Origin of the sequence: Halopseudomonas sp. SMJS2 (genome assembly GCF_029866945.1) — a bacterium.
Classification (GTDB): domain Bacteria; phylum Pseudomonadota; class Gammaproteobacteria; order Pseudomonadales; family Pseudomonadaceae; genus Halopseudomonas; species Halopseudomonas bauzanensis.
The window spans coordinates 563,061-582,808 of sequence record NZ_CP123445.1; the positions used below are offsets into that span (position 1 = coordinate 563,061).

Here is a 19,748-nt window from a genome sequence, read left to right on the forward strand (position 1 = left end):
CGATGCGCACAGTCTATGCGCATCATGTTGTGCGGGCTAGCGTGGGCAGACATGTCGACGGGCGTCAGGGTGTCTTCCTGCGGAGCACCAGTCCGATCCCGCCGAGCACAGCGACCGAGGCCGCGACTATCCGCAGAGAGAGCGGTTCGCTCAATAGCGCGACGCCGGCGAACGTCGCGATAATAGGCACACTCAGTTGCACGGTTGAAGCTTGCACGGCATTAAGGCCGCGAAGTGCGCTATACCAGATGGCGTAACCCACGCCGGATGCCAGGACGCCAGAGAGGACGGCATAGAATGCGCCCCAGCCATCAAGCCGCAGCTCCCCCAGAAAGGGCAAACACAGCACCAGTGTGATGGGGAGGCTCCTGCGAAAGTTCGCGGCGGTCAGCGCGAGCGGATCGGCGGCTCCCCGGCCCAGCAGGGAATAGGCGCTCCAGGCGAGCCCGAGATGATCATCAGTGCAGCGCTGCCGGCTGGAGGAGCGCTGGCTCCTGGCAGCAATAGCAGCACGAGCCCCGCCAGGGCCAGCAGCAGACCCGCCACGGCCAGGGGACCAAGGCGTTCGCCACGATATATGCCATAGGTCAGCATGCCCAACTGGACCGAGCCAAACAGCAGCAGGGCGCCGACGCCCGTGTCCAGCTGGATATAGGCGAAAGTAAAGGCGACAACGTAAATGCTCAACGACAGCGCACCGGACCACGAGCCGGTACTGCGATTGCCGCGTTGGCGTAGCGCGAGCAGCAACCATAATCCCAGCGCACCGCTAATCAGGCGTATTAGAGAGAAACTTGCAGCGTCTATCTCGGTATTCTTGAGCGCCAGCCGGCAGAGTATCGAATTACCGGCAAATGCCAGCATGGCGATGCAGGTAAACAGGACGGTTCTCATCGAAACGGGTGGGCTCGGTTGCAACGTCGATTCATTCATAACGGTTCCTGCCTGGTCGGGATACAGGCGCTATCTTCATCTTATGCCTGTTTCGCTTTTTTGCTCACCAAAGGTGCCAATCATGATCACTTGCCATCAGTCGGATTACCTGGAAATTGCCTGCCTCTATCGCATCCCCATTGCCCTGACCTGGGCGGATGGCCGGCGGCTGGAAGGGACGCCGCTGGATACCGGCTATAACGAGCAGCGGGAGGAGTGCTTGTTGATGGATACTGGCGGGAATAGGGAGTGGGTGGTGGTGGAAGAGGCGCAGGGCATGACCGCTTTGGCCGAGAACCCGCACTTTCATGAGGTTCGCTTTGGTGCAGAGTCTTAGCGATCACCGCAGGAGGCACAAGGTTGAACAAAATGGCGCCGGCTCGTAGCATCCCTTGGCTTGGCGGCTCACCCCACGAATAGCCAGCCCAGCCTTGTCCCTCATCAAAAGGTGATCCCGTTGTCTGAACTGAAAACGCTCGGTCTTTTCCTGATTACCGCCCTGGCAGAAATCCTCGGTTGCTATCTGCCCTATCTCTGGCTGCGCGAGGGGAAAACCATCTGGTTGCTGGTGCCCGGGGCGCTGTGTCTGGCGGCCTTTGCCTGGCTGCTATCACTGCACCCGACGGCGGCGGGCCGGGTCTATGCGGCATACGGTGGGGTTTATATTTTCATGGCGATCATGTGGCTCTGGACCGTCGATGGGGTCCGGCCAACAGTCTGGGATCTGGTAGGCACGGCGGTCGCGTTGAGTGGCATGGCGATCATCATGTTTGCGCCGCGTAGCGTATGACATCGGCCGAGGCGTCTGAGCGCATGCGCGAAATCAATCAAAGTCCTGCTTTTCCATCCACGGAATGATGCGCTCGAAGGCCTTCTCAAGATTGTCCAGAGAGGTGGAGTAGCTGAGCCGCAGGGCGTTGTTACTGTGATTGCCGAAGGTCTCGCCAGGGATGGTGCATACGCCGGTTTCCTTGAGCAGCCGCAGTGCCACATGGGTGCCGTTGACGCCTTCGGGCAAGGACGGAAACATGTAAAAGGCACCCTCCGGCTTGTAGCCAGTGAGGTGGGGTGTGGCCTCGACCAGCTCTATCAGCCGATCCCGGCGACGGGTGTACTCCTCCCGCATATTGTCGATAAAGTCATTGTCGCCGTGCAGGGCGGCCACCCCGGCCCACTGGAACGGTGTGTTGGCTACCGTGGTGGTGAACATGTGATAGCGCCGCAACATCTTGATCGCCGCCTGGCTGGCGAATATCCAGCCGATGCGCATGCCCGCCATGCTGTAGGTTTTGGAAAAGCTGCTGATCACCATGACGTTATCGAGGTCGCTGCAGGTTTCCAGCACTGAAGGGTATTCGATACCGTCGTAAATCAGGTGGTCATAGACCTCGTCGCTGATCACCTGAATGTTGCGATAGGCCGCCTCCTGGAGAATGGCATCGAGGGTTTCCCGCGGGTAAACGGTGCCGGTCGGGTTGTTGGGGGAATTGAGTACGATGCCATAGGTGTGGGGTTCGATGGCATCGATCACCGCCTGGGGATCGAGTTGGTGGTTGTTTTCTGCATGGGTAGGTACTGCGGTGACCTCACCGCCATTCATGCGGATCAGTGGCGCATAGAGAATGAAGGACGGGTCGGGCACGATAAAATGCCGGCCGGGGGCGGACACGGCGGTAAGCGCCAGATAGATGGCCTCGGTGGCGCCCGTGGTTATCAGCACATTTTCCGGGGTCAGCGGTTTCTGGTAGCGGTGGCCATAATAGGCGGCGAGGCTTTCGAGTAACTGGGGCAGGCCGGCGTCCATGGTGTAGCCGGTCTGTCCGGCACGAAGGGCCTCGACAGCGGCGGTGACGACATTGTCCGGGGCCGGCAGATCCGGTTGACCGATGGACAGGTGGATCACGTCCGGCATCGACGCCGCCATGTTGACCATCTTGCGGATGCCCGGCATGGGCATGGCGCGCACGGACGGGTGCCACAGCGGATCTTCCGATTCGTACATCTCGATATCGATATTACTCAAAGACATGGCCTTACTCCGTCTCGATGCGGGAATCGAACAGTGCTGGTCGATGGTCAGTGAGGGGGGCTGCCTGCTGGTAAGCATGACCGGCGCGCAGCACCAGCGCGTCGTTGAACCGGGCGCCGACCAACTGCAGACCAATGGGCAGGCCGTCATTGTCAAAACCACAGGGAACCGACAATCCCGGCTGGCCGGTCATGTTGAAGGGGTAGGTGAACGGCGTCCAGGTGGGCCAGCGGGTATGGGGCCAATCCTCGGGCACTTCTCGGCCAGTCTTGAAGGCGGTGATCGGCAGGGCCGGGGTCAGCAGCAGGTCGTATTTCTGATGGAAGTGCGCCATGCGCTCGCGCAGGGCCATGGATTCATTGACCGCTCCCAGGTAATCGAGCATGGACAATTGCGCTGCCTTGTCCGCTACTGCGATCAGTTGCGGGTCCATCAGGGCGCGTTTTTTTGCCGATAGATCGCGGATGGCGTTGGCGGCGCGCCATAGAACAGGTGCCCGAAGGCGCCCAGCGGATCACCAAACCCAGGATCGACCCGCGTCACCTCTGCCCCCAGCGCGGTAAATACCGCTACCGCCTCGGCCAGTGCAGCTTCCACTGCGGGATCTACATCGACGAAGCCGAGGTTAGGACTGTAGGCGATCTTCAGCCCCTTCACTCCGCCTTCCAGCGCCGCCAGGTAGTCGATGGAGCGGCGGGGTACGGCGTTGCTGTCGCGGTGATCGGCTTCGGTCAGGACGTTCATCATCAACGCGCAGTCTTCCACGGTCCATGCCATGGGGCCGGCATGAGCCAAGGTGCCGAAGGGGCTGGCAGGCCAGTGGGGTACTTCACCGAAGGAGGGCTTGAAACCGACGATGCCGCAGAAGGCGGCGGGAATACGGATGGAGCCACCGGCATCGGTGCCCAGTGCCAGAGGCGCCATGCCCAGGGCCACCGCCACGGCGCTGCCGCCGCTCGATCCGCCAGCGGTTTTGGCTGGATTCCAGGGGTTGTTGGTGACGCCGTCAATGGGATTGTCGGTGACGCCTTTCCAGCCCAGCTCCGGGGTGGTGGTCTTACCGATCGGCACAAAACCATGGCGTGCCAGGGCAGCTACTGAAGGGGCGGCCTTGTTCAATGTGGTGTCCGGGTCGACAGTGTGCGAGCCGCGCCGCGTCGGCCACCAGGGAGTGAGAAAGACATCCTTGACGCCCACCGGCACGCCGTCCAACAGACCCTGCGGTTCGCCGCGCTGGTAGCGCGTCTCTGATTCTCGGGCGAAATCGAGGCTGGTCTTGCGGTCGACCAGGCAGAAGCCATTGGTATGGCTGTCGAGGCGCTCAATCTGATTGAGCATGGCTTCGGAGACTTCTACGGGGGAGAGCTTGCCAGTTCGATAGTAGCCGAGCAGGTCGGTGGCGGTCATGGTCAGGATATCGTTGCGCATATCGCTCCTCCAGTCATAGCCAGTGGGCCGCATTCACGTCGCACCCCCAGTGTAGTGCAGAAAAGGGAGGGCAGATCAGGGGAGGAGCTATTCCTTGAACACACCAGTGTGGCGCCGGCGATGATGTCACTGTTCAGTGTCTCGACCGGATCGTCGGTGACTACGGTGGGGCCGCGACCGACGTGGAGCAGGGGCGCAGTGCGCCCCGGTAGTCAATTTTTACATGTACATCAGTAAATACACCGCGGCCCCAGCGGTATAGCCGAGGAACGCCAGCAAGCTGACCCGCTTGATGTACCAGAAGAACCCGATCCTCTCCATGCCCATGGCCGCCACACCCGCTGCCGAGCCGATGATCAGGCTGCTGCCGCCGGTGCCGGCGCAGAAGGCCAGGAACTGCCAGAACCGGCCGTCGGTGACGAACTGGCTGAGCCATTCGGTGTCGGTGGTGGCAGAGGCAAGCATGCCATCGGTGACTGTCGGGTACATCTTCATGGCACCGGCCACCAGTGGCACGTTGTCCACCACGGCGGAGAGCAGGCCGATGGCATAGTTGATGGCAAAGATATTGCCCAGGCCATCGCGCAATGCCACAGCGATCTGGCCCAGGTGGCCCGCCGTTGCCAGGCTGGATACTGCCAGCAGAATACCGAGGAAGAACAGAATGCTCGGCGTATCCACCCGGTGCAGAACGCCGATGACTGACAGCGGATGCTTGAGCTCCGGCTTCTTGTCCCGGTGCATGATCTCGGTGGCTACCCACAACACACCCAGCCCGAACAGGATGCCCATGTATGGCGGCAGGCCGGTAACGGTCTTGAACACCGGGACGAACAACAGCGCCCCGATACCCATGGCCAGCACCGCATTGCGCTCACGATCGGTAGTGGCGTGACCGCCCTCAGCGACATGGGCACGTAAACGCGGGCGCGGCGCCTCACCTTTCAAGCGCAGGCTGAGAATGGCCAGCGGAACCAGCAGACAGACGAGACTGGGCAGGAACAACTCGACGACCACCTGTTGCGCGGTGATCTGCCCGCCAATCCAGAGCATGGTGGTGGTAACGTCGCCAATCGGCGACCAGGCACCGCCGGCGTTGGCGGCGATAATCACAACCCCTACATACAACCAGCGCTCGGGGCGGCCCCGTACCAGTTTGCGCAGCAGCGAGACCATCACGATGGTGGTCGTCAGGTTATCCAGCACGGCGGAGAGAAAGAAGGTCAGCAGGCCGATGATCCACAGCAGCGAAACACGCCGGCGCGTGGTGATGCGATCAGTGACGACCTTGAAGCCGCCATGGGCATCGATAAGCTCGACGATGGTCATCGCGCCCAGCAGGAAGAACAGGATCTCGGCGATTTCGCCCAGGTGATGACGCAGCGCACTGACCACGATAGCAGAGGAGTCGGCAGGGTCATTGCTGCCCAATGCCAGGGTTGGCAGGATCTCGTTGGCACCCAGCACCAGGACCGCCCAGGTCATGGCCGCGGTGAGGAGCGCTGATGCCGCTTTGTCGAGTTTGAGGGGGTGTTCCAGCGCGATACATAAATAGCCAACCACAAAGATGACTGCCATCAACATATACATGAACAAGACTCCGTCTCGATTTTGAAATCTGCGTGCAGGCGCGGGCCGGCCTGCGGGTCAGGGGCGAGCTGTCGCCGGTGACTGGAATGGGGTGCGCGTATTGTCCGCGTTGCGCGGGCAGGCTGACTTGTCAGAGATCAATTCTGCACGGTGATATGCACTTGCTATCAGCGTGAGCGGCCTGCGAGCGCAGGCCGCGGTATGTTTACCACTTACCCCAGCAGCAAGGCGTCATCCGCCAGCTTTTCCCCGCGCACTTTCTCGAACATGTGCAGCAGGTCAGGAACATCCAGGCCCTTGCGTTCATCGCCAGCGACATCCAGCACCACCTGGCCCTGATGCAGCATCACGGTGCGATCACCGATATCCAGCGCCTGGCGCATGCTGTGGGTGACCATCATGGTGGTCAGTTGCTTCTCGGCGACGATGCGCGCGGTCAATTGCAACACGAAGTCCGCGGTGCGCGGGTCGAGCGCCGCAGTGTGTTCGTCCAGCAGCAGAATGCGTGACGGCTGCAACGCGGCCATCAGCAAACTCACAGCCTGACGCTGGCCGCCGGAGAGCAGGCCGATGCGGTCGGTCAGGCGGTCTTCCAGGCCCAGCCCGAGGGTGGCCAGGTGGGCGCGGAACTCATCACGCATATCCACGCGCACCGCTCGGCGCAGGCCGCGGCGCTGCCCGCGCTGTTGCGCCAGGGCCATGTTCTCTTCGATGGTCAGGTCTTCGCAGGTACCCGCCATGGGGTCCTGGAATACCCGCGCCACGCGGGTAGCACGGCTCCACACCGGCAAGCGGGTGACGTCATCGCCATCGATCAGGATCGCGCCGCTATCCACCGGCAGGTCGCCGGAGACCGCATTGAGAAACGTCGATTTGCCCGCGCCGTTGGTGCCGATCACGGTGACGAACTGGCCAGTGGGAATCTCCAGCGACAGCCCCTGCAGCGCCTTGGTCTCGATCGGCGTGCCGGGGTTGAAGGTGATTTTCAGGTTCTGTGCGCTGAGCATCAGACATGCCTCCTGCGGGTCAGACGTTGCTTGATCAGCGGGATGACCAGCGCAATCACGACCAGCACCGCGGTAATCAGGTTCAGGTCCTGCGCCTGCAGGCCAATGAAGTCGCTGTTCAGCGCCAGCGCGATGAAGAAGCGATAGATCACCGCACCAATGACCACGGCCAGCGTCAGGTAGAAGATCCGCCGTGCCGGCAGGATGCTTTCACCGATGATCACCGCAGCCAGACCGATGACGATAGTACCGATACCCATGGAGATATCCGCGCCGCCCTGGGTCTGCACGAACATCGCCCCGGCCAGCCCGACCAGCGCATTGGAAATGGCCATGCCAAGAATCACCATGGCGCCAGTGTTCACGCCCTGGGAGCGGCTCATGCGCGGGTTGGAGCCGGTGGCACGAATGGCCAGGCCCTGGCGGGTGGCGAAATAGGCATCCAGCAGCAGCTTGGCAGCGATCACCACCATCACCAGGATCAGCGGCCGGGCAATGTAGTCAGCCAGCCACTGCGGCTGCAGAATGCTGAACATCGTCGGTTCCATGATCAGCGGAATGTTCGGCCGGCCCATGATGCGCAGGTTGATCGAATACAGCGCGATCATCATCAGGATACTGGCCAGCAGATCCATGATCTTCAGGTGCACGTTGAGCACCGCGGTAACCATCCCGGCCAGCGCGCCGGCCAGGGTAGCGATGATGGTCGCCAGAAAAGGGTCCATACCGTTGGCAATCAATACCGCGCAGACCGCGCCACCCAGCGGGAAGCTGCCGTCCACGGTCAGGTCGGGAAAACGCAACAGACGGAAGGAAATGAAAACACCCAGCGCCACCAGACTGAAGATCAGGCCGACTTCGAGGGCGCCAAACAGGGAAAACAATGACATGGAATGTTAGGCCTTTGGTGAACGGCTGCGCCGGCGTGGGAGCACCGGCGCAGGTTGGATCAGTCGATGATCTCGGCGGCCGAGTCGATCAGTTCCTGGGATAGGGTGACACCCTGAGCCGCAGCGGCGGAACGGTTCAGATACAGGCTCAGCTCACCACTCTTCTGCGGAGCGATGGAGCCGGGCGCTTCACCCTTGAGTACGCGCACAGCCAGTTCACCGGCTTGCACGCCATGCTTGAAGTAGTCGATACCCAGCGCAGCGATGGCGCCACGCTTGACGCTATCGGTATCGGAAGCAACCAGCGGGGTCTTGGTATCCATGCCCACCTTGACCAGCGACTCGTAGGCGGACACCACGTTGTTGTCGGTGTTGGTGTAGATCACATCGACCTTGCCGACCAGGCTGCGGGCAGCAGAGCCCACATCTACGGTACGCGGCGCAGCGGCTTCAACCAGGGTCATACCCATGGTTGGCAGCAGTTCGCGCAGACGCTCGACCACGACCACGGAGTTGGCTTCACCGGGGTTGTAGACCATCCCCACGCGGGTGGCATCGGGCACAACACGCTTGACCAGCTCCATCTGACGGTCCAGTTCCAGCTCATCGGATACGCCAGTGACGTTGGTGCCGGAAGGCTCCCAGTTACGCACCAGCTGGGCCGCGACCGGATCGGTAACGGCAGCGAATACGGTGGGCACCGACTTGGTGCTGGACACCACCGCCTGGGCGGAAGGTGTGGCGATGGCGACGATCACATCCGGGCGATCACCCACAAACTTGCGGGCGATCTGCCCGGCGGTAGCCGTGTTGCCCTGGGCCGTCTGGTACTGCCACTTGAGGTTGTCGCCGGTATAGCCGGCTTCTTCCAGGGCAGAGCGGACGCCGTCGCGTACCGAGTCCAGCGCCGGGTGCTCAACGATGGCGGTAGCCGCCACCGACTTGGTCTCAGCGACCGCGCTGGAGAACGGGGTAGCCAGGCTCACAGCCAGCGCGCCCAGGGACAGCCATTTACTGATGGGTGACTTCATTGCATTTCCTATCGGGCCGGCAGAGGCCCTGTTTGCTTGTTGTTGTGTCCGTGTTTGATGTCAGAGCCACGGGTTCCAGATTACAGATTGGCGATATGCGCCCGTTGTTCGCTGAGCTGGGCCACGGCCTTTTCGGCTTCGGCCAGCTTGGCGCGTTCCTTGTCGATCACCGCCGGCGCGCCTTGGCGACAAAGCCCTCGTTGCCGAGTTTACCGCCAATTCGCTTGACCTCGCCTTCCAGGCGACCAATTTCCTTGTCCAGACGGGCCAGTTCGGCAGTCTTGTCGATCAGGCCGGCCATCGGCACCAGCACTTCCATCTCACCCACCAGCGCGGTAGCGGACAGCGGCGCTTCGTCGCCCTCGGCCAGTACCTGGATGGACGACAGCTTGGCCAGCTTGCGCAGGAAAGCCTCGTTCTCGTTCAGACGGCGCTGGTCTTCGCTGCCAACCTTGCGCAGCAGCAGTTCCAGCTCCTTGCCCGGAGCGACGTTCATTTCACCACGGATATTACGCACGCCGAGAATCAGATTCTTCAACCACTCGATATCACCTTCGGCGGCGCTATCGACACGGCTGTCATCAGCGACCGGCCAGGGCTGCAGCATGATGGTGTCGCCCGTCTTACCGGCCAGCGGCGCGATACGCTGCCAGATCTCTTCGGTGATATAAGGCATGAACGGGTGCGCCAGGCGCAGGGCCGTTTCCAGCACGCGCACCAGGGTGCGGCGGGTGCCGCGCAGGCGCTCGGCCGGGGCGTTCTCGTCCCACAGTACCGGCTTGGACAGCTCCAGATACCAGTCGCAGTACTGGTTCCAGATGAACTCGTACAGCGCAGTCGCGGCCAGGTCGAAACGGAACTGATCCAGCTGGCGAGTTACTTCCGCCTCGGTACGCTGCAGCTGGGAAATGATCCAGCGGTCGGCCAGGGTCAATTCCACGGGCTCACCATTCACACCAGTGTCCTTGTCCTCGCACTGCATCATCACGTAACGCGTAGCGTTCCAGATCTTGTTGCAGAAGTTGCGATAACCCTCGACGCGGCCCATGTCGAACTTGATGTCGCGGCCGGTGGACGCCAGCGACAGGTTGGTGAAGCGCAGCGCGTCGGTACCGTAGGCAGCGATGCCCTCGGGGAACTCGGCGCGGGTCTGCTTCTCGATCTTTTCCGCCAGCTTAGGCTGCATCATACCGCTGGTGCGTTTCTGCACCAGGGATTCCAGGTCGATACCGTCGATGATATCCAGCGGGTCCAGCACATTGCCCTTGGACTTGGACATCTTCTGACCCTGGCCATCGCGCACCAGACCATGCACATATACCGTCTTGAACGGAATCTGCGCGCTGCCATCGCCATGCTTCATCAGGTGCATGGTCAGCATGATCATGCGCGCGACCCAGAAGAAGATGATGTCGAAACCGGTCACCAGCACATCGGTGGGGTGGAAGGTCTTCAGCGCTTCGGTCTGTTCCGGCCAGCCCAGGGTAGAGAAGGTCCACAGGCCCGAGCTGAACCAGGTATCCAGTACGTCTTCATCCTGACGCAGCGGCGCATCGCCCAGGTTGTGCTTGGCGCGTACTTCCGCCTCGTCACGACCGACATAGACGTTACCGGCATCGTCATACCAGGCCGGAATACGGTGGCCCCACCACAGCTGGCGGGAAATACACCAATCCTGAATGTCGCGCATCCAGGAGAAATACATGTTCTCGTACTGCTTGGGTACGAACTGGATGCGGCCATCTTCCACCGCGGCAATCGCCGGCTCGGCCAGCGGCTTGGTGGACACGTACCACTGATCGGTCAACCACGGCTCGATGGCCACACCAGAGCGGTCGCCCTTGGGCGTCTTCAGGCTGTGGGGTTCGATCTTCTCCAGCAGGCCAGCAGCATCGAAGTCTTCAACGATCTGCTTGCGGGCAACGAACCGATCCATGCCTGCGTAGGCGGCGGGCAGGGTAGCGTCCACGTCATCATTGACGCTGCCATCAATATTGAACACCTGACCACGGGCCAGAACCGCCGCGTTCTTGTCCAGCACGTTGATCAGCGCCAGGTTGTGGCGCTTGCCTACCTCATAGTCGTTGAAGTCATGGGCCGGGGTGATTTTCACGCAGCCGGTACCAAACTCGGGGTCGCAGTAATCATCACCCACAATCGGAATACGCCGGCCGACCAGCGGCAGCTCGACGAACTTGCCGATCAGCGCCTGGTAACGCTCATCTTCCGGGTTCACCGCCACAGCGGTATCACCGAGCACGGTTTCCGGGCGGGTAGTGGCAACGATCAGGTAATTCTTGCCATCAGCAGTGGTCGCACCGTCAGCCAGCGGATAACGCAGATGCCACAGCGAACCGGTTTCGTCGTGGTTCTCCACCTCCAGATCGGAAATGGCCGTATGCAGCTTCGGGTCCCAGTTCACCAAACGCTTGCCACGGTAGATCAGCCCGTCTTCATGCAAGCGCACAAAGGCTTCCTGCACCGCAGCAGACATACCCTCATCCATGGTGAAGCGCTCACGGCTCCAATCCACCGAACTACCCAGACGACGAATCTGGCGGGTAATGTTGCCGCCGGACTCTTCCTTCCACTCCCAGACCTTCTCCAGAAACTTGTCCCGGCCCAGATCATGACGGCTCACACCCTGCGCGCCCAGCTGACGCTCCACCACCATCTGCGTAGCAATACCCGCATGGTCCGTACCCGGCTGCCACAGAGTATTGCGGCCCTGCATACGGCGGAAGCGGATCAGCGCATCCATGATCGAGTTATTGAAGCCATGGCCCATATGCAGGCTACCGGTCACGTTCGGCGGCGGCAGGGCAATGGTGTACGACTCGCCAGAACCCTGCGGAGCAAAATAATTGTTCTGCTCCCAGGTCTGGTACCAGGAGGATTCAATAGCGTGGGGCTGGTAGGTTTTATCCATGGGTGTTTTGGCTGTCCGGTATATGGCTGGCGACGGTAAAGGGTGCCACGGCAGCTTACAGGAGTCCCGCCTGGCCCGCCGATCGGTGGGGCTATATAAAGCAGGAACTCCGCGCGCCATGAGACAGAGTCGCAAAAACGGCCATTATAGCGAGGAGGGAGGGTGGTCGCATCCTTGTTTGCATGGCGTGCAAGGTGCATTGAGCGCCGGTCGAACGCCGCGCCGACATCTGCATTCACCCTCTATGACTTTCCGACTATGGCCAAGCGCCATTCTCTGGGCTATGTTGACCTCAAAGCAAGGATTGCAGCCGTTCCCGCCCAAGGGCCAAGGACAGCCTACCTTCCATACCCGAATTGAGAGCGTACCGGCTTGCCTGCCTGTAGAGGGTGGGGCGGTAGCGTGGCTGGCGAGGTGGGTTTTTATCCAGTAGTAATGGATTCATGAAAAGACGCAGTCAAGCAAATACGGGTGGGCTGTGGCGTGATCTGTAAAGTATTGTTTTTTAAGCGTATTTCTGGCGGCGTAATTTCTATGAAGCGGAGTTAGGTCGCAGTCACTGTTATGTATTAGTGCCGCATGCGGTCTAATCACTGTTAGCACCACAAGGTGGGAGATCTAGTATTGGGGAAAGAGCTGAAAGAAAAAGGGTATATGTCATTGTCAAGTAACGCAGAAATCTCGATGCTTGAAGTGGCACAGAACATCGGAAAGGTGTTCAGGGTTCCCACGATGCCGTTGGTGCAAACACTGACGCCAAGGCAAAAGGAGAACGAACTAGAAAATACCTATAGTGGCAACTTTGGGCTTGACGAATTCCCTTTTCATACTGATTTGGCTCATTGGTACGTTCCACCAAGATACCTCTTTCTAAGGTGCGCTGTCCCTGCACCTGATGTTGTAACGAAGCTCATCGATAGCAGAGACATATGTGGTGATATTGAAGCTAGTATTTTGAGCAGGTCCCACTTTAAGCCTAGGAAGAGGTTAGATAGGGCGGCGAACCTATTAAAGATCAAGCAAGGTGAGATATTTCGGTGGGATTCAATATTCATAGAGCCTGCAAATAGTAATGCAGAAGAGCTAACATTGAAAATTCAATACGCTATAAGTAGCGCAAAATATATAAGCCTGAATCTTGATAGGAATGGCCAGTGCCTGATCATAGACAATTGGCGGATGCTTCACGGCAGAAGCGCTGTCAGCACGCAGTCAATGGGTAGAAAAATAGAAAGAGTTTACTTTGATGAGGTGATGATTTGAACGCTACAAGAACAGCGCACGAATGGTCTAAAGACGCATTGTTTTCAAAATCTCAGCGATACATTGAAACGATGATGGAAAAGGAGCATTCGGATTGGGAGTTTGGTTTCTGGTCTGCGCTAACACTTGAGATTCTGGTTCGGGCAGCTATATCCAATATATCGCCCGCCTTGATTGCTGATGGAAAAGATTGGAATAATATTCTATACGCAGTTGGCACTGACCCGAATCAGCAAAAATTCACTCCTAAATCCGCAGACATTTCTGATCTGCTAAAACGAGCTGAAACCCTTTTCCCGGATTTTACGAGAGAGATGTTGAATTTTAGCATCGCTCATATAAACAAAAGAAATAGCGAATTGCATTCCGGGGCGTTACCTTTCGATAATGTAGGCTCCTCTTCTTGGCTTCCAATGTTTTACTCCGTATGCAAAGTTCTAGTGACATCAATTGGCGAAACGTTGGAGGCCTTACTAGGCAAAGATGCGGCAGAGGAAGCCGAGCACCATATTTCTGCTTTGCAGGATGAAAGTGCCAAATCGGTTAAAGGAACCATTAATGCGCATAGAACGATCTGGGATGATAAATCAGACGAAGAAAGGGCTAAACTTTCAGAGCAAGCTGAATTGCTGTCAACGAGGCATCATGGGCATAGGGTTCAATGCCCAACATGTAATAGTGTGGCTTTGATACAGGGGCGTTCAGTTGGTGCACCGAAAACCACAGTTGATGAAGACGGAATTATTGAGAAACAAACAATGCTTCCTGCAAACTTTGCCTGCACTGCTTGTGGACTAAAAATATCTGGCTATTCGAAGCTCGTGGCATGCGGCCTAGGAAATACATATGTATCAACTAATCATTATGATGCCGTAGAGTATTTTGAGATTGATTTAGAAGAAGAAATGCGCAACATGATATATGAAGACAACAATGAGCCGTTCTAAAGTGCTAACAAACGCAAGCACACGGACAAACTTACGCTGCGCTCCAGTTTGCCGGTGTTGCGGGCGTTAGACACTGCAAAGAAATCGCACTGAGCGAACTTTAAGATCATCAAGAGATAAAAAATTGAGAAAATTACTCATAGCAATAGCCATATTGATCTCATACCCAGCCATCACACACGCTGAAAACTATAGATTCGACGGGCTTTATGAAATATCCGCCCCAGGAGATTGGCGCGTTGTATCTAGCCCTCATGCGACCGAGCTAATGAGGCAAGCGAGCAAAATCGCTAACACGGCCAAAGTAGAGCTCTATGTAGATCTAAAGGATATCGCCACCCCTTTCATGATCTACAAAGAAAATAGCAATGAAGCATTCCTAACAAGAGTTATGGTCGGGCCTCCAGAGCTAACAAAAGAAGAATTTGATGGCCTGACAGTTTCAGACATTAACACTCTAGGAGATGAGCTCTCCAAAAGACAAAATGAAATCATGAGAGCTTCTGGGATCAGGCTAATTTCATCGCAGTCCGGCACAGGCACATTCAAAGGCACTCCTGCAGTTCGGACTGAAAGCATATCTTACAACTCTAAGGGCTTTAAAGTTTCGCGGGCGCAGTACATTGTGTACCGCACATCCGCAACCCTGATAATTAGCTTAGAGCACACCGTACTCAGCGGCGAACCAAACTACAAACTAATAGAAAACCAAATATCCAGCTTCAATGTCCTAGCGCAGTGATGAACTCGAAACTATCGTGCAAGCAGCGTCTAACAACTGGTTCAAGTCGTTCGCTTCGCTCACTCGGGACCGGCTAAAGCCGGCCCCTTAACCAAACGTTATGCATTAAGGACTGACTGATGTTCCGTATTGAACTTACTGAAAAGCAAATAGCTCTTGAGCAAATTAGAGATCTACTACGAAGTCATGAGAGCTCGGGGCAGCCGCCTTCAAAGGCATTCTTGTTAGGGAAACGCTGCACAAATACCACAGCTGCCGCCTGATTGGGTAAAATGCAGCGATCCCGCACGCGTCTAACAGAGCCCTCGCATGAAGCAAATCTCCTTCGCCCAGGCCGAGCATCAGAACAAAAAAAAGAAATAAAGGGGTCAGGTACATATACTCCAGCAGCGCGCGGCTGGGCTCGGGCAGTGCAGTAAATTGGTCGATGAAGTCGCGCTCGGCGCTAGTCAGCAGGTCGCTGTATCGCTGTTGCAGCCATGCCAGGGCGCGCTGGAAGTTGTCCAGGTAATAAAGCGGTTGTGGCTGCTGGTCATGAGATGTTGGCTGGTTGGGCATACAGTATTGTGGCTGCGTAACCTGGCCAGGCGCAAGGGGTGAGTGACGGAGTGCGTGCTGTCGTCATCACCAGTTGGCTCCCCGGTTGAGGCACCGGGGAGGCGTTCTGCTGATCGAACCGGCGCGATGGCCGCTCAGTGAGCCGCAGGCTCGAAGTCCGGATCGTCAAAATGGTGATGGTAGGCATCCAGCGCCTGAATCACCTGAATGGCACCTGCCCGGGGAGCCTCGGCACTGCCTCCGGCCATCGCCTCGGCACCACGCATCAGCTCAGCGATGACCATGTGCAGCTGGGCGTCGGCATCGGCGGGCAGGTTACAGTTGGCAATCATATAGGCCACGCTGTCGTTGACCTGTCTGGCGAGCGGGGCATAGTCAGCCGGCGCCAACCGATCCGCATGGATGGCGTCCAGCGCCCCGCGCATGCTGGCACTGATGTCACCCATGGCCTTGCTCAGGGGCGCATCAACGGCCCATTTCTGGCCGTTATCGAGCTGCAGTGCGAAGGGGATGTCGCCATGATCATGGGCCGCAGGGTCATCGGCAGCCTGGGCGGCACCGGCCAGCACCAGGCTGGCAACAATCAGGGGGAGGAGAATGGCAGATGGTTTGTTCAACATTATGGACCTCCAGAGTCGGGTTTCATCTGTACTAACGCAACTGGCTGCCGTTTTGTTCCATCTGCCCCGTTCACTGGCTGTGCAACCTTTCCACCTCCAGTGTTCCGGTCTGTTGGGTCAGCAGCTCGACCAGCCGTTGACGCTGCCGTTCATCAAGGATTTCCCGCTCCTTCAGCAACTGTTCGATGACCCGTTGCTGTTGCTGTTGCTGCAGTGATGCCAGCGCCTGCTGCTCAGTGCGGATACGTTGTACATCCAGCGAGCGAGCGAAGATGCTGTGGATCAGGCGGTCATGCTGCTGCTGGATGGCGGCAGCGGATTGTTGCAGCTCGACTAGGAAGGGGGCTTCGATCTGCTGCCAGCGTTGGCGCTGCTGCTCGTCCAGCTCCAGTTCCCTTGCCAGTAGCGGCTCCCCGGTGTCGTTGAACAACCCGTGGCTGAGCTGCTGCCAACCCAGCGCCGCCAGCACGCCGAGGTTGAACAGTACGGATATCCCCAGTAGCAGGCGCAGGATAGAGGGCTTCATTGCAGGCTCCCGTGCAGATAGCAGAGTTCAGGCTGGCGGCACAGCGCACCCGGGGGGGCACTGCCGAGGATGGCCAGGGCAGGCAGCTCAGCTGCTGGAGGGACGGTCGCCGGGGAATGCAGGCTGTTACCGACCCATAGCCCCAGTATCACGGCCGCCGCTGCACCCAGGCCCGGCGCGATACGATGCCAGCGGCGGGTGGCCGGTTGTGGCGGCCGGCGTGGCGGTAACTGGTCGAGCAGCGCGCCGATGTCGAGCTGCGGCTGAAGGCTCGGGAGTTGTTGCAGGTCCTTTCTCAGTACCTGTAACTGCCGGTAACGCTTTTGGCACTGCGGGCAACCCAGCAGGTGGCGGCTGACCGCCGCGGTGCCGGGACCGTCCAGCTCGGCGTCCAGGTGAGCGGACAATTGCTGCATATCTGGATGTTCAGTCATCTGAATCTCCTGTCAGGGCCGCTCGGGCCTCCAGTAATGCATCACGAGCGCGGGCCAGGCGGGATTTCACCGTCCCCTCACTGATATCCAGGGTGTCGGCAATCTCCCGGTAAGCCAGGCCATCCACTTCGCGCAGCAGCAGGACTTCACGCTGTCCGGTCGGCAGCTGGCTGATCAGCCTTTCCAGCTGGGCCAGACGGCGGCGGCTTTCCAGTTGATGCAGGGGTGTCGGCCCGGGGGCAACCAGCATGTGTTCCTCGGGCAAGGGCTCGATTCCCGGTTGCCTGCGGCGCAGCGCATCTATGGTCGTATTGCGGGCAATGCGCAGCAACCAGGTCTGCAACCGCGCTTCGGGCCGCCAGTCGGGCAAGGCGTGCCAGGCCTTGATGAAGGTGTCCTGGGTGAGGTCCAGCGCGTGATCACTGTTGCCGCACAGGCGACGGATGAAGGAGAACACCCGACCCTGGTGCTGCTGCACCAGGGTGCCGAACGCCTGGCGCTCGCCCCCTTGAGCCCGGCGGATAAGGCTTTCCTCATCATCCTGCATGCCATCCTCTGAATTCCGTGCTGCTGTCTGCTGAGTCTAACGGAGCGGCGTGGAAAAAGTTCCCCCTCAGCCCCTGAGGGCACCCTTTGAACCGTGCAGCAACCGCAGGCCGTTGAGGATCACCAGCAGGCTGACGCCCATATCGGCAAATACCGCCATCCACATGGTGGCATGGCCGCTCAGGGTCAGGGCGAGGAAAACGGCCTTGATACCCAGCGCCAGGGTGATGTTCTGCACCAGTATCCGATGGGTGCGGCGGGACAGGCGGATAAATTCGGGAATGCGCCGCAGGTCGTCATCCATGATCGCCACGTCGGCGGTTTCTATCGCGGTGTCGGCGCCCATCGCGCCCATGGCGAAACCGATATCGGCCCGGGCCAGCGCGGGGGCGTCGTTGATGCCGTCACCAACCATGCCGACCCGCGCCGGTGGCTGGGCCAGCATTTCCAGATGGGCCAGTTTGTCGGCGGGCAGCAGGTTGCCCCGGGCCTCATCGATGCCGACCTGGGCGGCGATGGCAGCGGCAGTATGCGGATTGTCACCGCTGAGCATCAGCGTGCGAATACCCAGCCGGTGCAGTTGCTGAATGGCGTCGGCGCTACCGGACTTGATCTGGTCGGCCACGGCAAACAGGGCCAGGGCGCGGTCGCTGTCGCTGAGGACGATCACGCTGCGGCCCTGACTTTCCAGCTGCTCCAGTCGGGCCTCGATGTCCGGGCTGCACAGGCCGAGCTGTTCCAGCAGCCGGTGATTGCCCAGGTGATAGCAGCAGCCGTCGATCTCGCCGCGGCTGCCGAGGCCGGGCAGGGCGCTGAACGAAATAAAGGGGTCAGGTACATATACTAGGTTAAGGTCAGCAGCTGACCCGGTCGTGGAGTCAAGCCGCTTTGCGATTGTCATGCATCGCGCGCTTACGGACGGTGCGGCGCAGTATCCTGGCTACCCAATAGCGCACCTGTGCGTCTACCGTTGGCTTATCCAGATAAGCCAACAAAAAGCGTAGCCGCTGGCTTTTGCTGGGGGGCTGGCTGCGCCGATTCAAGACCTCCAGATCGCGCAGACATCCCCATGCCGGGAAGAGATGCATACGACTACTTTCCAGATCAATCAGTCGTGCACAGGCCCCATCATCCATCAGCCTGAGAAAGATATGTTTGGGATAAAGGCTGTTGTGCACCATGGAGCGTGAATGCAGTAGTGCAACCAGTTTACCGGCAGCCACCAACAACTCTTGTTTCTGGCAGCGCTCCAGCTTATGCCAATCGGCAAACCAGTGATCCAGCGGCAGATAGTCATCCAGATTGCGGGTTAGCAGAATTGCCTGCCACTCCCCTCCCATTCGCCGTTGACCACAGTACCACGCCTCCAGTGCGGGAATGCCCAGCTCTGCGTAACGTTCTATATTGCGGAATTCTCGTACAACAGTGGGCTCACCCAACGGATGGCGCATACTGCGAATCAGATAGTTGCTCTGACGCTTGAGATAGAAAACCTGGGGCGTGCCGCAAGCGTCCTGCAGAGTCAGGCGACTGACACTACTGTGTCCACCACGAGCCTGGTTGGGTTCATCTACCAGCTCCGCCCTCACTTGCCACAGTGCTTCGAAGCTATCAAGCTGATGACGCTTTAGCACATCCAACGCATTGTCTGCAATAAAAACCGAGTGCGCCACTCCCACCTGGCGACCAGTTTCTAAAATCACGCTCGACATCATAATCACCCGTAGAAAAGCCATGAAACACCAGAACAACTACTGTTTTGAGTGCAAACAGGGGGGCAATATAAGGGAACTGACAGTCTCGCTTCGGGGTTTATGTAATCCGTTCAGCGAGCGTTCAGCTTTCTAGAGAAGGAAAACCGGGGCAGATAAGAAAAGGGCAGATACATTTTCTTGAAATGGGCACTGTCGCTGCCTATGGTCAAAACCAGCTATGTGTAGTGCTTGCTAAAAATAGCAAAGACAATCTTGTAGGCCTCGTACTAGCTCGCGTTGCAGATGGTAAGTTGAGCCGATTAGATCTATGCATCGCGCCGCCGCCGGAATCAGCTGAGCGTAGCGGAGAGTACCCCGCTTGATATTTAACAGTTCATCCAGGCCGACGCGGCTTCTCCGCGCGGCTTACTCCCGGCGCCAGACTCCTTTGGAGATTTATGTCACTCGGATTGGCTTTTCTACACAATCTCACTACGGAACCTGATCACCCCCTCCTATTCTGGCGTCGGGTATAGCAGTGCTGCGGGGTGGGTCTGAAATTCGGCTGCCGCCATCTCCTG

Annotated in this window: 17 protein-coding genes and 4 pseudogenes; 5 read left to right on the plus strand and 16 right to left on the minus strand. The window is 58.6% G+C overall.

What is annotated here, in order from left to right; translation table 11 throughout:
* Positions 1 to 64: 64 nt before the first annotated feature.
* Positions 65 to 894, minus strand: a pseudogene (locus QAO71_RS02695) (DMT family transporter).
* A 121-nt stretch (positions 895 to 1,015) separates the two neighbouring features.
* Here QAO71_RS02695 and QAO71_RS02700 point away from each other — a divergent pair.
* Both QAO71_RS02700 and QAO71_RS02705 read left to right on the plus strand, forming a co-directional pair.
* Positions 1,016 to 1,270 (plus strand): Rho-binding antiterminator, encoded by a 255-nt coding sequence (locus QAO71_RS02700; protein WP_280165158.1) that lies wholly within the window; start codon positions 1,016 to 1,018, stop codon positions 1,268 to 1,270.
* A gap of 120 nt (positions 1,271 to 1,390) precedes the next feature.
* Positions 1,391 to 1,723 carry a YnfA family protein gene (locus QAO71_RS02705; RefSeq protein ID WP_036992902.1) on the plus strand — a complete coding sequence of 111 codons (333 nt, stop codon included), beginning with the start codon at positions 1,391 to 1,393 and terminating at the stop codon, positions 1,721 to 1,723.
* Positions 1,724 to 1,756: 33 nt separating this feature from the next.
* Here the strand turns inward: QAO71_RS02705 and QAO71_RS02710 are convergent, their stop codons facing one another.
* The 8 genes and pseudogenes from QAO71_RS02710 to QAO71_RS02745 form a co-directional block, all read right to left on the minus strand.
* Entirely contained in the window at positions 1,757 to 2,962 is a 1,206-nt protein-coding gene (locus QAO71_RS02710) for a pyridoxal phosphate-dependent aminotransferase (RefSeq protein WP_036992900.1), read from the minus strand.
* A 4-nt stretch (positions 2,963 to 2,966) separates the two neighbouring features.
* Positions 2,967 to 3,395, minus strand: coding sequence for an amidase family protein (locus tag QAO71_RS02715; protein WP_280165159.1), 429 nt, complete (start codon positions 3,393 to 3,395; stop codon positions 2,967 to 2,969).
* Positions 3,395 to 4,390, minus strand: a complete 996-nt coding sequence (locus QAO71_RS02720; protein WP_280165160.1) for an amidase family protein — start codon at positions 4,388 to 4,390, stop codon at positions 3,395 to 3,397. Before QAO71_RS02720 ends, QAO71_RS02715 begins: the two co-directional genes overlap by 1 nt.
* Positions 4,391 to 4,609: 219 nt before the next feature.
* Entirely contained in the window at positions 4,610 to 5,980 is a 1,371-nt protein-coding gene (gene nhaD, locus QAO71_RS02725) for a sodium:proton antiporter NhaD (RefSeq protein WP_280165161.1), read from the minus strand.
* A gap of 212 nt (positions 5,981 to 6,192) precedes the next feature.
* Entirely contained in the window at positions 6,193 to 6,987 is a 795-nt protein-coding gene (locus QAO71_RS02730) for an ABC transporter ATP-binding protein (RefSeq protein ID WP_036992897.1), read from the minus strand.
* Positions 6,987 to 7,877, minus strand: coding sequence for an ABC transporter permease (locus QAO71_RS02735; protein WP_136870134.1), 891 nt, complete (start codon positions 7,875 to 7,877; stop codon positions 6,987 to 6,989). Before QAO71_RS02735 ends, QAO71_RS02730 begins: the two co-directional genes overlap by 1 nt.
* 59 nt (positions 7,878 to 7,936) lie before the next feature.
* Complete coding sequence (locus QAO71_RS02740; RefSeq protein ID WP_280165162.1) at positions 7,937 to 8,908, minus strand: ABC transporter substrate-binding protein; 972 nt, start codon at positions 8,906 to 8,908, stop codon at positions 7,937 to 7,939.
* Between the two features lie 80 nt (positions 8,909 to 8,988).
* Positions 8,989 to 11,837, minus strand: a pseudogene (locus tag QAO71_RS02745) (valine--tRNA ligase).
* A 624-nt stretch (positions 11,838 to 12,461) separates the two neighbouring features.
* Between QAO71_RS02745 and QAO71_RS02750 the strand changes: the two are divergent.
* The 3 genes from QAO71_RS02750 to QAO71_RS02760 all read left to right on the plus strand — a co-directional run bounded on the left by QAO71_RS02750 (position 12,462) and on the right by QAO71_RS02760 (position 14,789).
* Positions 12,462 to 13,100 (plus strand): TauD/TfdA family dioxygenase, encoded by a 639-nt coding sequence (locus QAO71_RS02750; protein WP_280165163.1) that lies wholly within the window; start codon positions 12,462 to 12,464, stop codon positions 13,098 to 13,100.
* Positions 13,097 to 14,047, plus strand: coding sequence for a hypothetical protein (locus QAO71_RS02755; protein WP_280165164.1), 951 nt, complete (start codon positions 13,097 to 13,099; stop codon positions 14,045 to 14,047). Before QAO71_RS02750 ends, QAO71_RS02755 begins: the two co-directional genes overlap by 4 nt.
* 124 nt (positions 14,048 to 14,171) lie before the next feature.
* On the plus strand, positions 14,172 to 14,789 hold the full coding sequence (locus tag QAO71_RS02760) for a hypothetical protein (protein WP_280165165.1): 618 nt from the start codon (positions 14,172 to 14,174) through the stop codon (positions 14,787 to 14,789).
* Between the two features lie 384 nt (positions 14,790 to 15,173).
* Here the strand turns inward: QAO71_RS02760 and QAO71_RS17995 are convergent.
* The 7 genes and pseudogenes from QAO71_RS17995 to QAO71_RS02795 form a co-directional block, all read right to left on the minus strand.
* Positions 15,174 to 15,347: pseudogene (locus tag QAO71_RS17995) on the minus strand (hypothetical protein); the annotation flags it as partial.
* A gap of 134 nt (positions 15,348 to 15,481) precedes the next feature.
* Positions 15,482 to 15,967, minus strand: a complete 486-nt coding sequence (locus QAO71_RS02770; RefSeq protein WP_280165166.1) for a hypothetical protein — start codon at positions 15,965 to 15,967, stop codon at positions 15,482 to 15,484.
* A gap of 70 nt (positions 15,968 to 16,037) precedes the next feature.
* The gene (locus QAO71_RS02775) at positions 16,038 to 16,493 is read right to left on the minus strand and encodes a periplasmic heavy metal sensor (protein ID WP_280165167.1); all 456 of its coding nucleotides are present in this window, start codon (positions 16,491 to 16,493) and stop codon (positions 16,038 to 16,040) included.
* Positions 16,490 to 16,927, minus strand: a complete 438-nt coding sequence (locus QAO71_RS02780; protein ID WP_280165168.1) for a zf-HC2 domain-containing protein — start codon at positions 16,925 to 16,927, stop codon at positions 16,490 to 16,492. Before QAO71_RS02780 ends, QAO71_RS02775 begins: the two co-directional genes overlap by 4 nt.
* Positions 16,920 to 17,474 carry a sigma-70 family RNA polymerase sigma factor gene (locus QAO71_RS02785; protein WP_280165169.1) on the minus strand — a complete coding sequence of 185 codons (555 nt, stop codon included), beginning with the start codon at positions 17,472 to 17,474 and terminating at the stop codon, positions 16,920 to 16,922. The genes QAO71_RS02780 and QAO71_RS02785 overlap by 8 nt, the downstream gene beginning before the upstream one ends.
* A 66-nt stretch (positions 17,475 to 17,540) precedes the next feature.
* A pseudogene (locus QAO71_RS02790) lies at positions 17,541 to 18,287 on the minus strand (HAD-IC family P-type ATPase); the annotation flags it as partial.
* A 64-nt stretch (positions 18,288 to 18,351) separates the two neighbouring features.
* Positions 18,352 to 19,209, minus strand: a complete 858-nt coding sequence (locus QAO71_RS02795) for a lipopolysaccharide kinase InaA family protein (RefSeq protein WP_280165170.1) — start codon at positions 19,207 to 19,209, stop codon at positions 18,352 to 18,354.
* Between the last annotated feature and the right edge of the window lie 539 nt (positions 19,210 to 19,748).

Excerpts from the sequence above, each read along its gene's own strand:
- nhaD (WP_280165161.1), bottom strand. The coding sequence starts at position 5,980 with ATGTATATGTTGATGGCAGTCATCTTTGTGGTTGGCTATTTATGTATC.
- QAO71_RS02775 (WP_280165167.1), bottom strand. The coding sequence starts at position 16,493 with ATGAAGCCCTCTATCCTGCGCCTGCTACTGGGGATATCCGTACTGTTC.
- QAO71_RS02740 (WP_280165162.1), bottom strand. The coding sequence starts at position 8,908 with ATGAAGTCACCCATCAGTAAATGGCTGTCCCTGGGCGCGCTGGCTGTG.
- QAO71_RS02710 (WP_036992900.1), bottom strand. The coding sequence starts at position 2,962 with ATGTCTTTGAGTAATATCGATATCGAGATGTACGAATCGGAAGATCCG.
- QAO71_RS02770 (WP_280165166.1), bottom strand. The coding sequence starts at position 15,967 with ATGTTGAACAAACCATCTGCCATTCTCCTCCCCCTGATTGTTGCCAGC.
- QAO71_RS02795 (WP_280165170.1), bottom strand. The coding sequence starts at position 19,209 with ATGGCTTTTCTACGGGTGATTATGATGTCGAGCGTGATTTTAGAAACT.
- QAO71_RS02785 (WP_280165169.1), bottom strand. The coding sequence starts at position 17,474 with ATGCAGGATGATGAGGAAAGCCTTATCCGCCGGGCTCAAGGGGGCGAG.
- QAO71_RS02715 (WP_280165159.1), bottom strand. The coding sequence starts at position 3,395 with ATGGACCCGCAACTGATCGCAGTAGCGGACAAGGCAGCGCAATTGTCC.
- QAO71_RS02730 (WP_036992897.1), bottom strand. The coding sequence starts at position 6,987 with ATGCTCAGCGCACAGAACCTGAAAATCACCTTCAACCCCGGCACGCCG.
- QAO71_RS02700 (WP_280165158.1), top strand. The coding sequence starts at position 1,016 with ATGATCACTTGCCATCAGTCGGATTACCTGGAAATTGCCTGCCTCTAT.
- QAO71_RS02780 (WP_280165168.1), bottom strand. The coding sequence starts at position 16,927 with ATGACTGAACATCCAGATATGCAGCAATTGTCCGCTCACCTGGACGCC.
- QAO71_RS02735 (WP_136870134.1), bottom strand. The coding sequence starts at position 7,877 with ATGTCATTGTTTTCCCTGTTTGGCGCCCTCGAAGTCGGCCTGATCTTC.
- QAO71_RS02720 (WP_280165160.1), bottom strand. The coding sequence starts at position 4,390 with ATGCGCAACGATATCCTGACCATGACCGCCACCGACCTGCTCGGCTAC.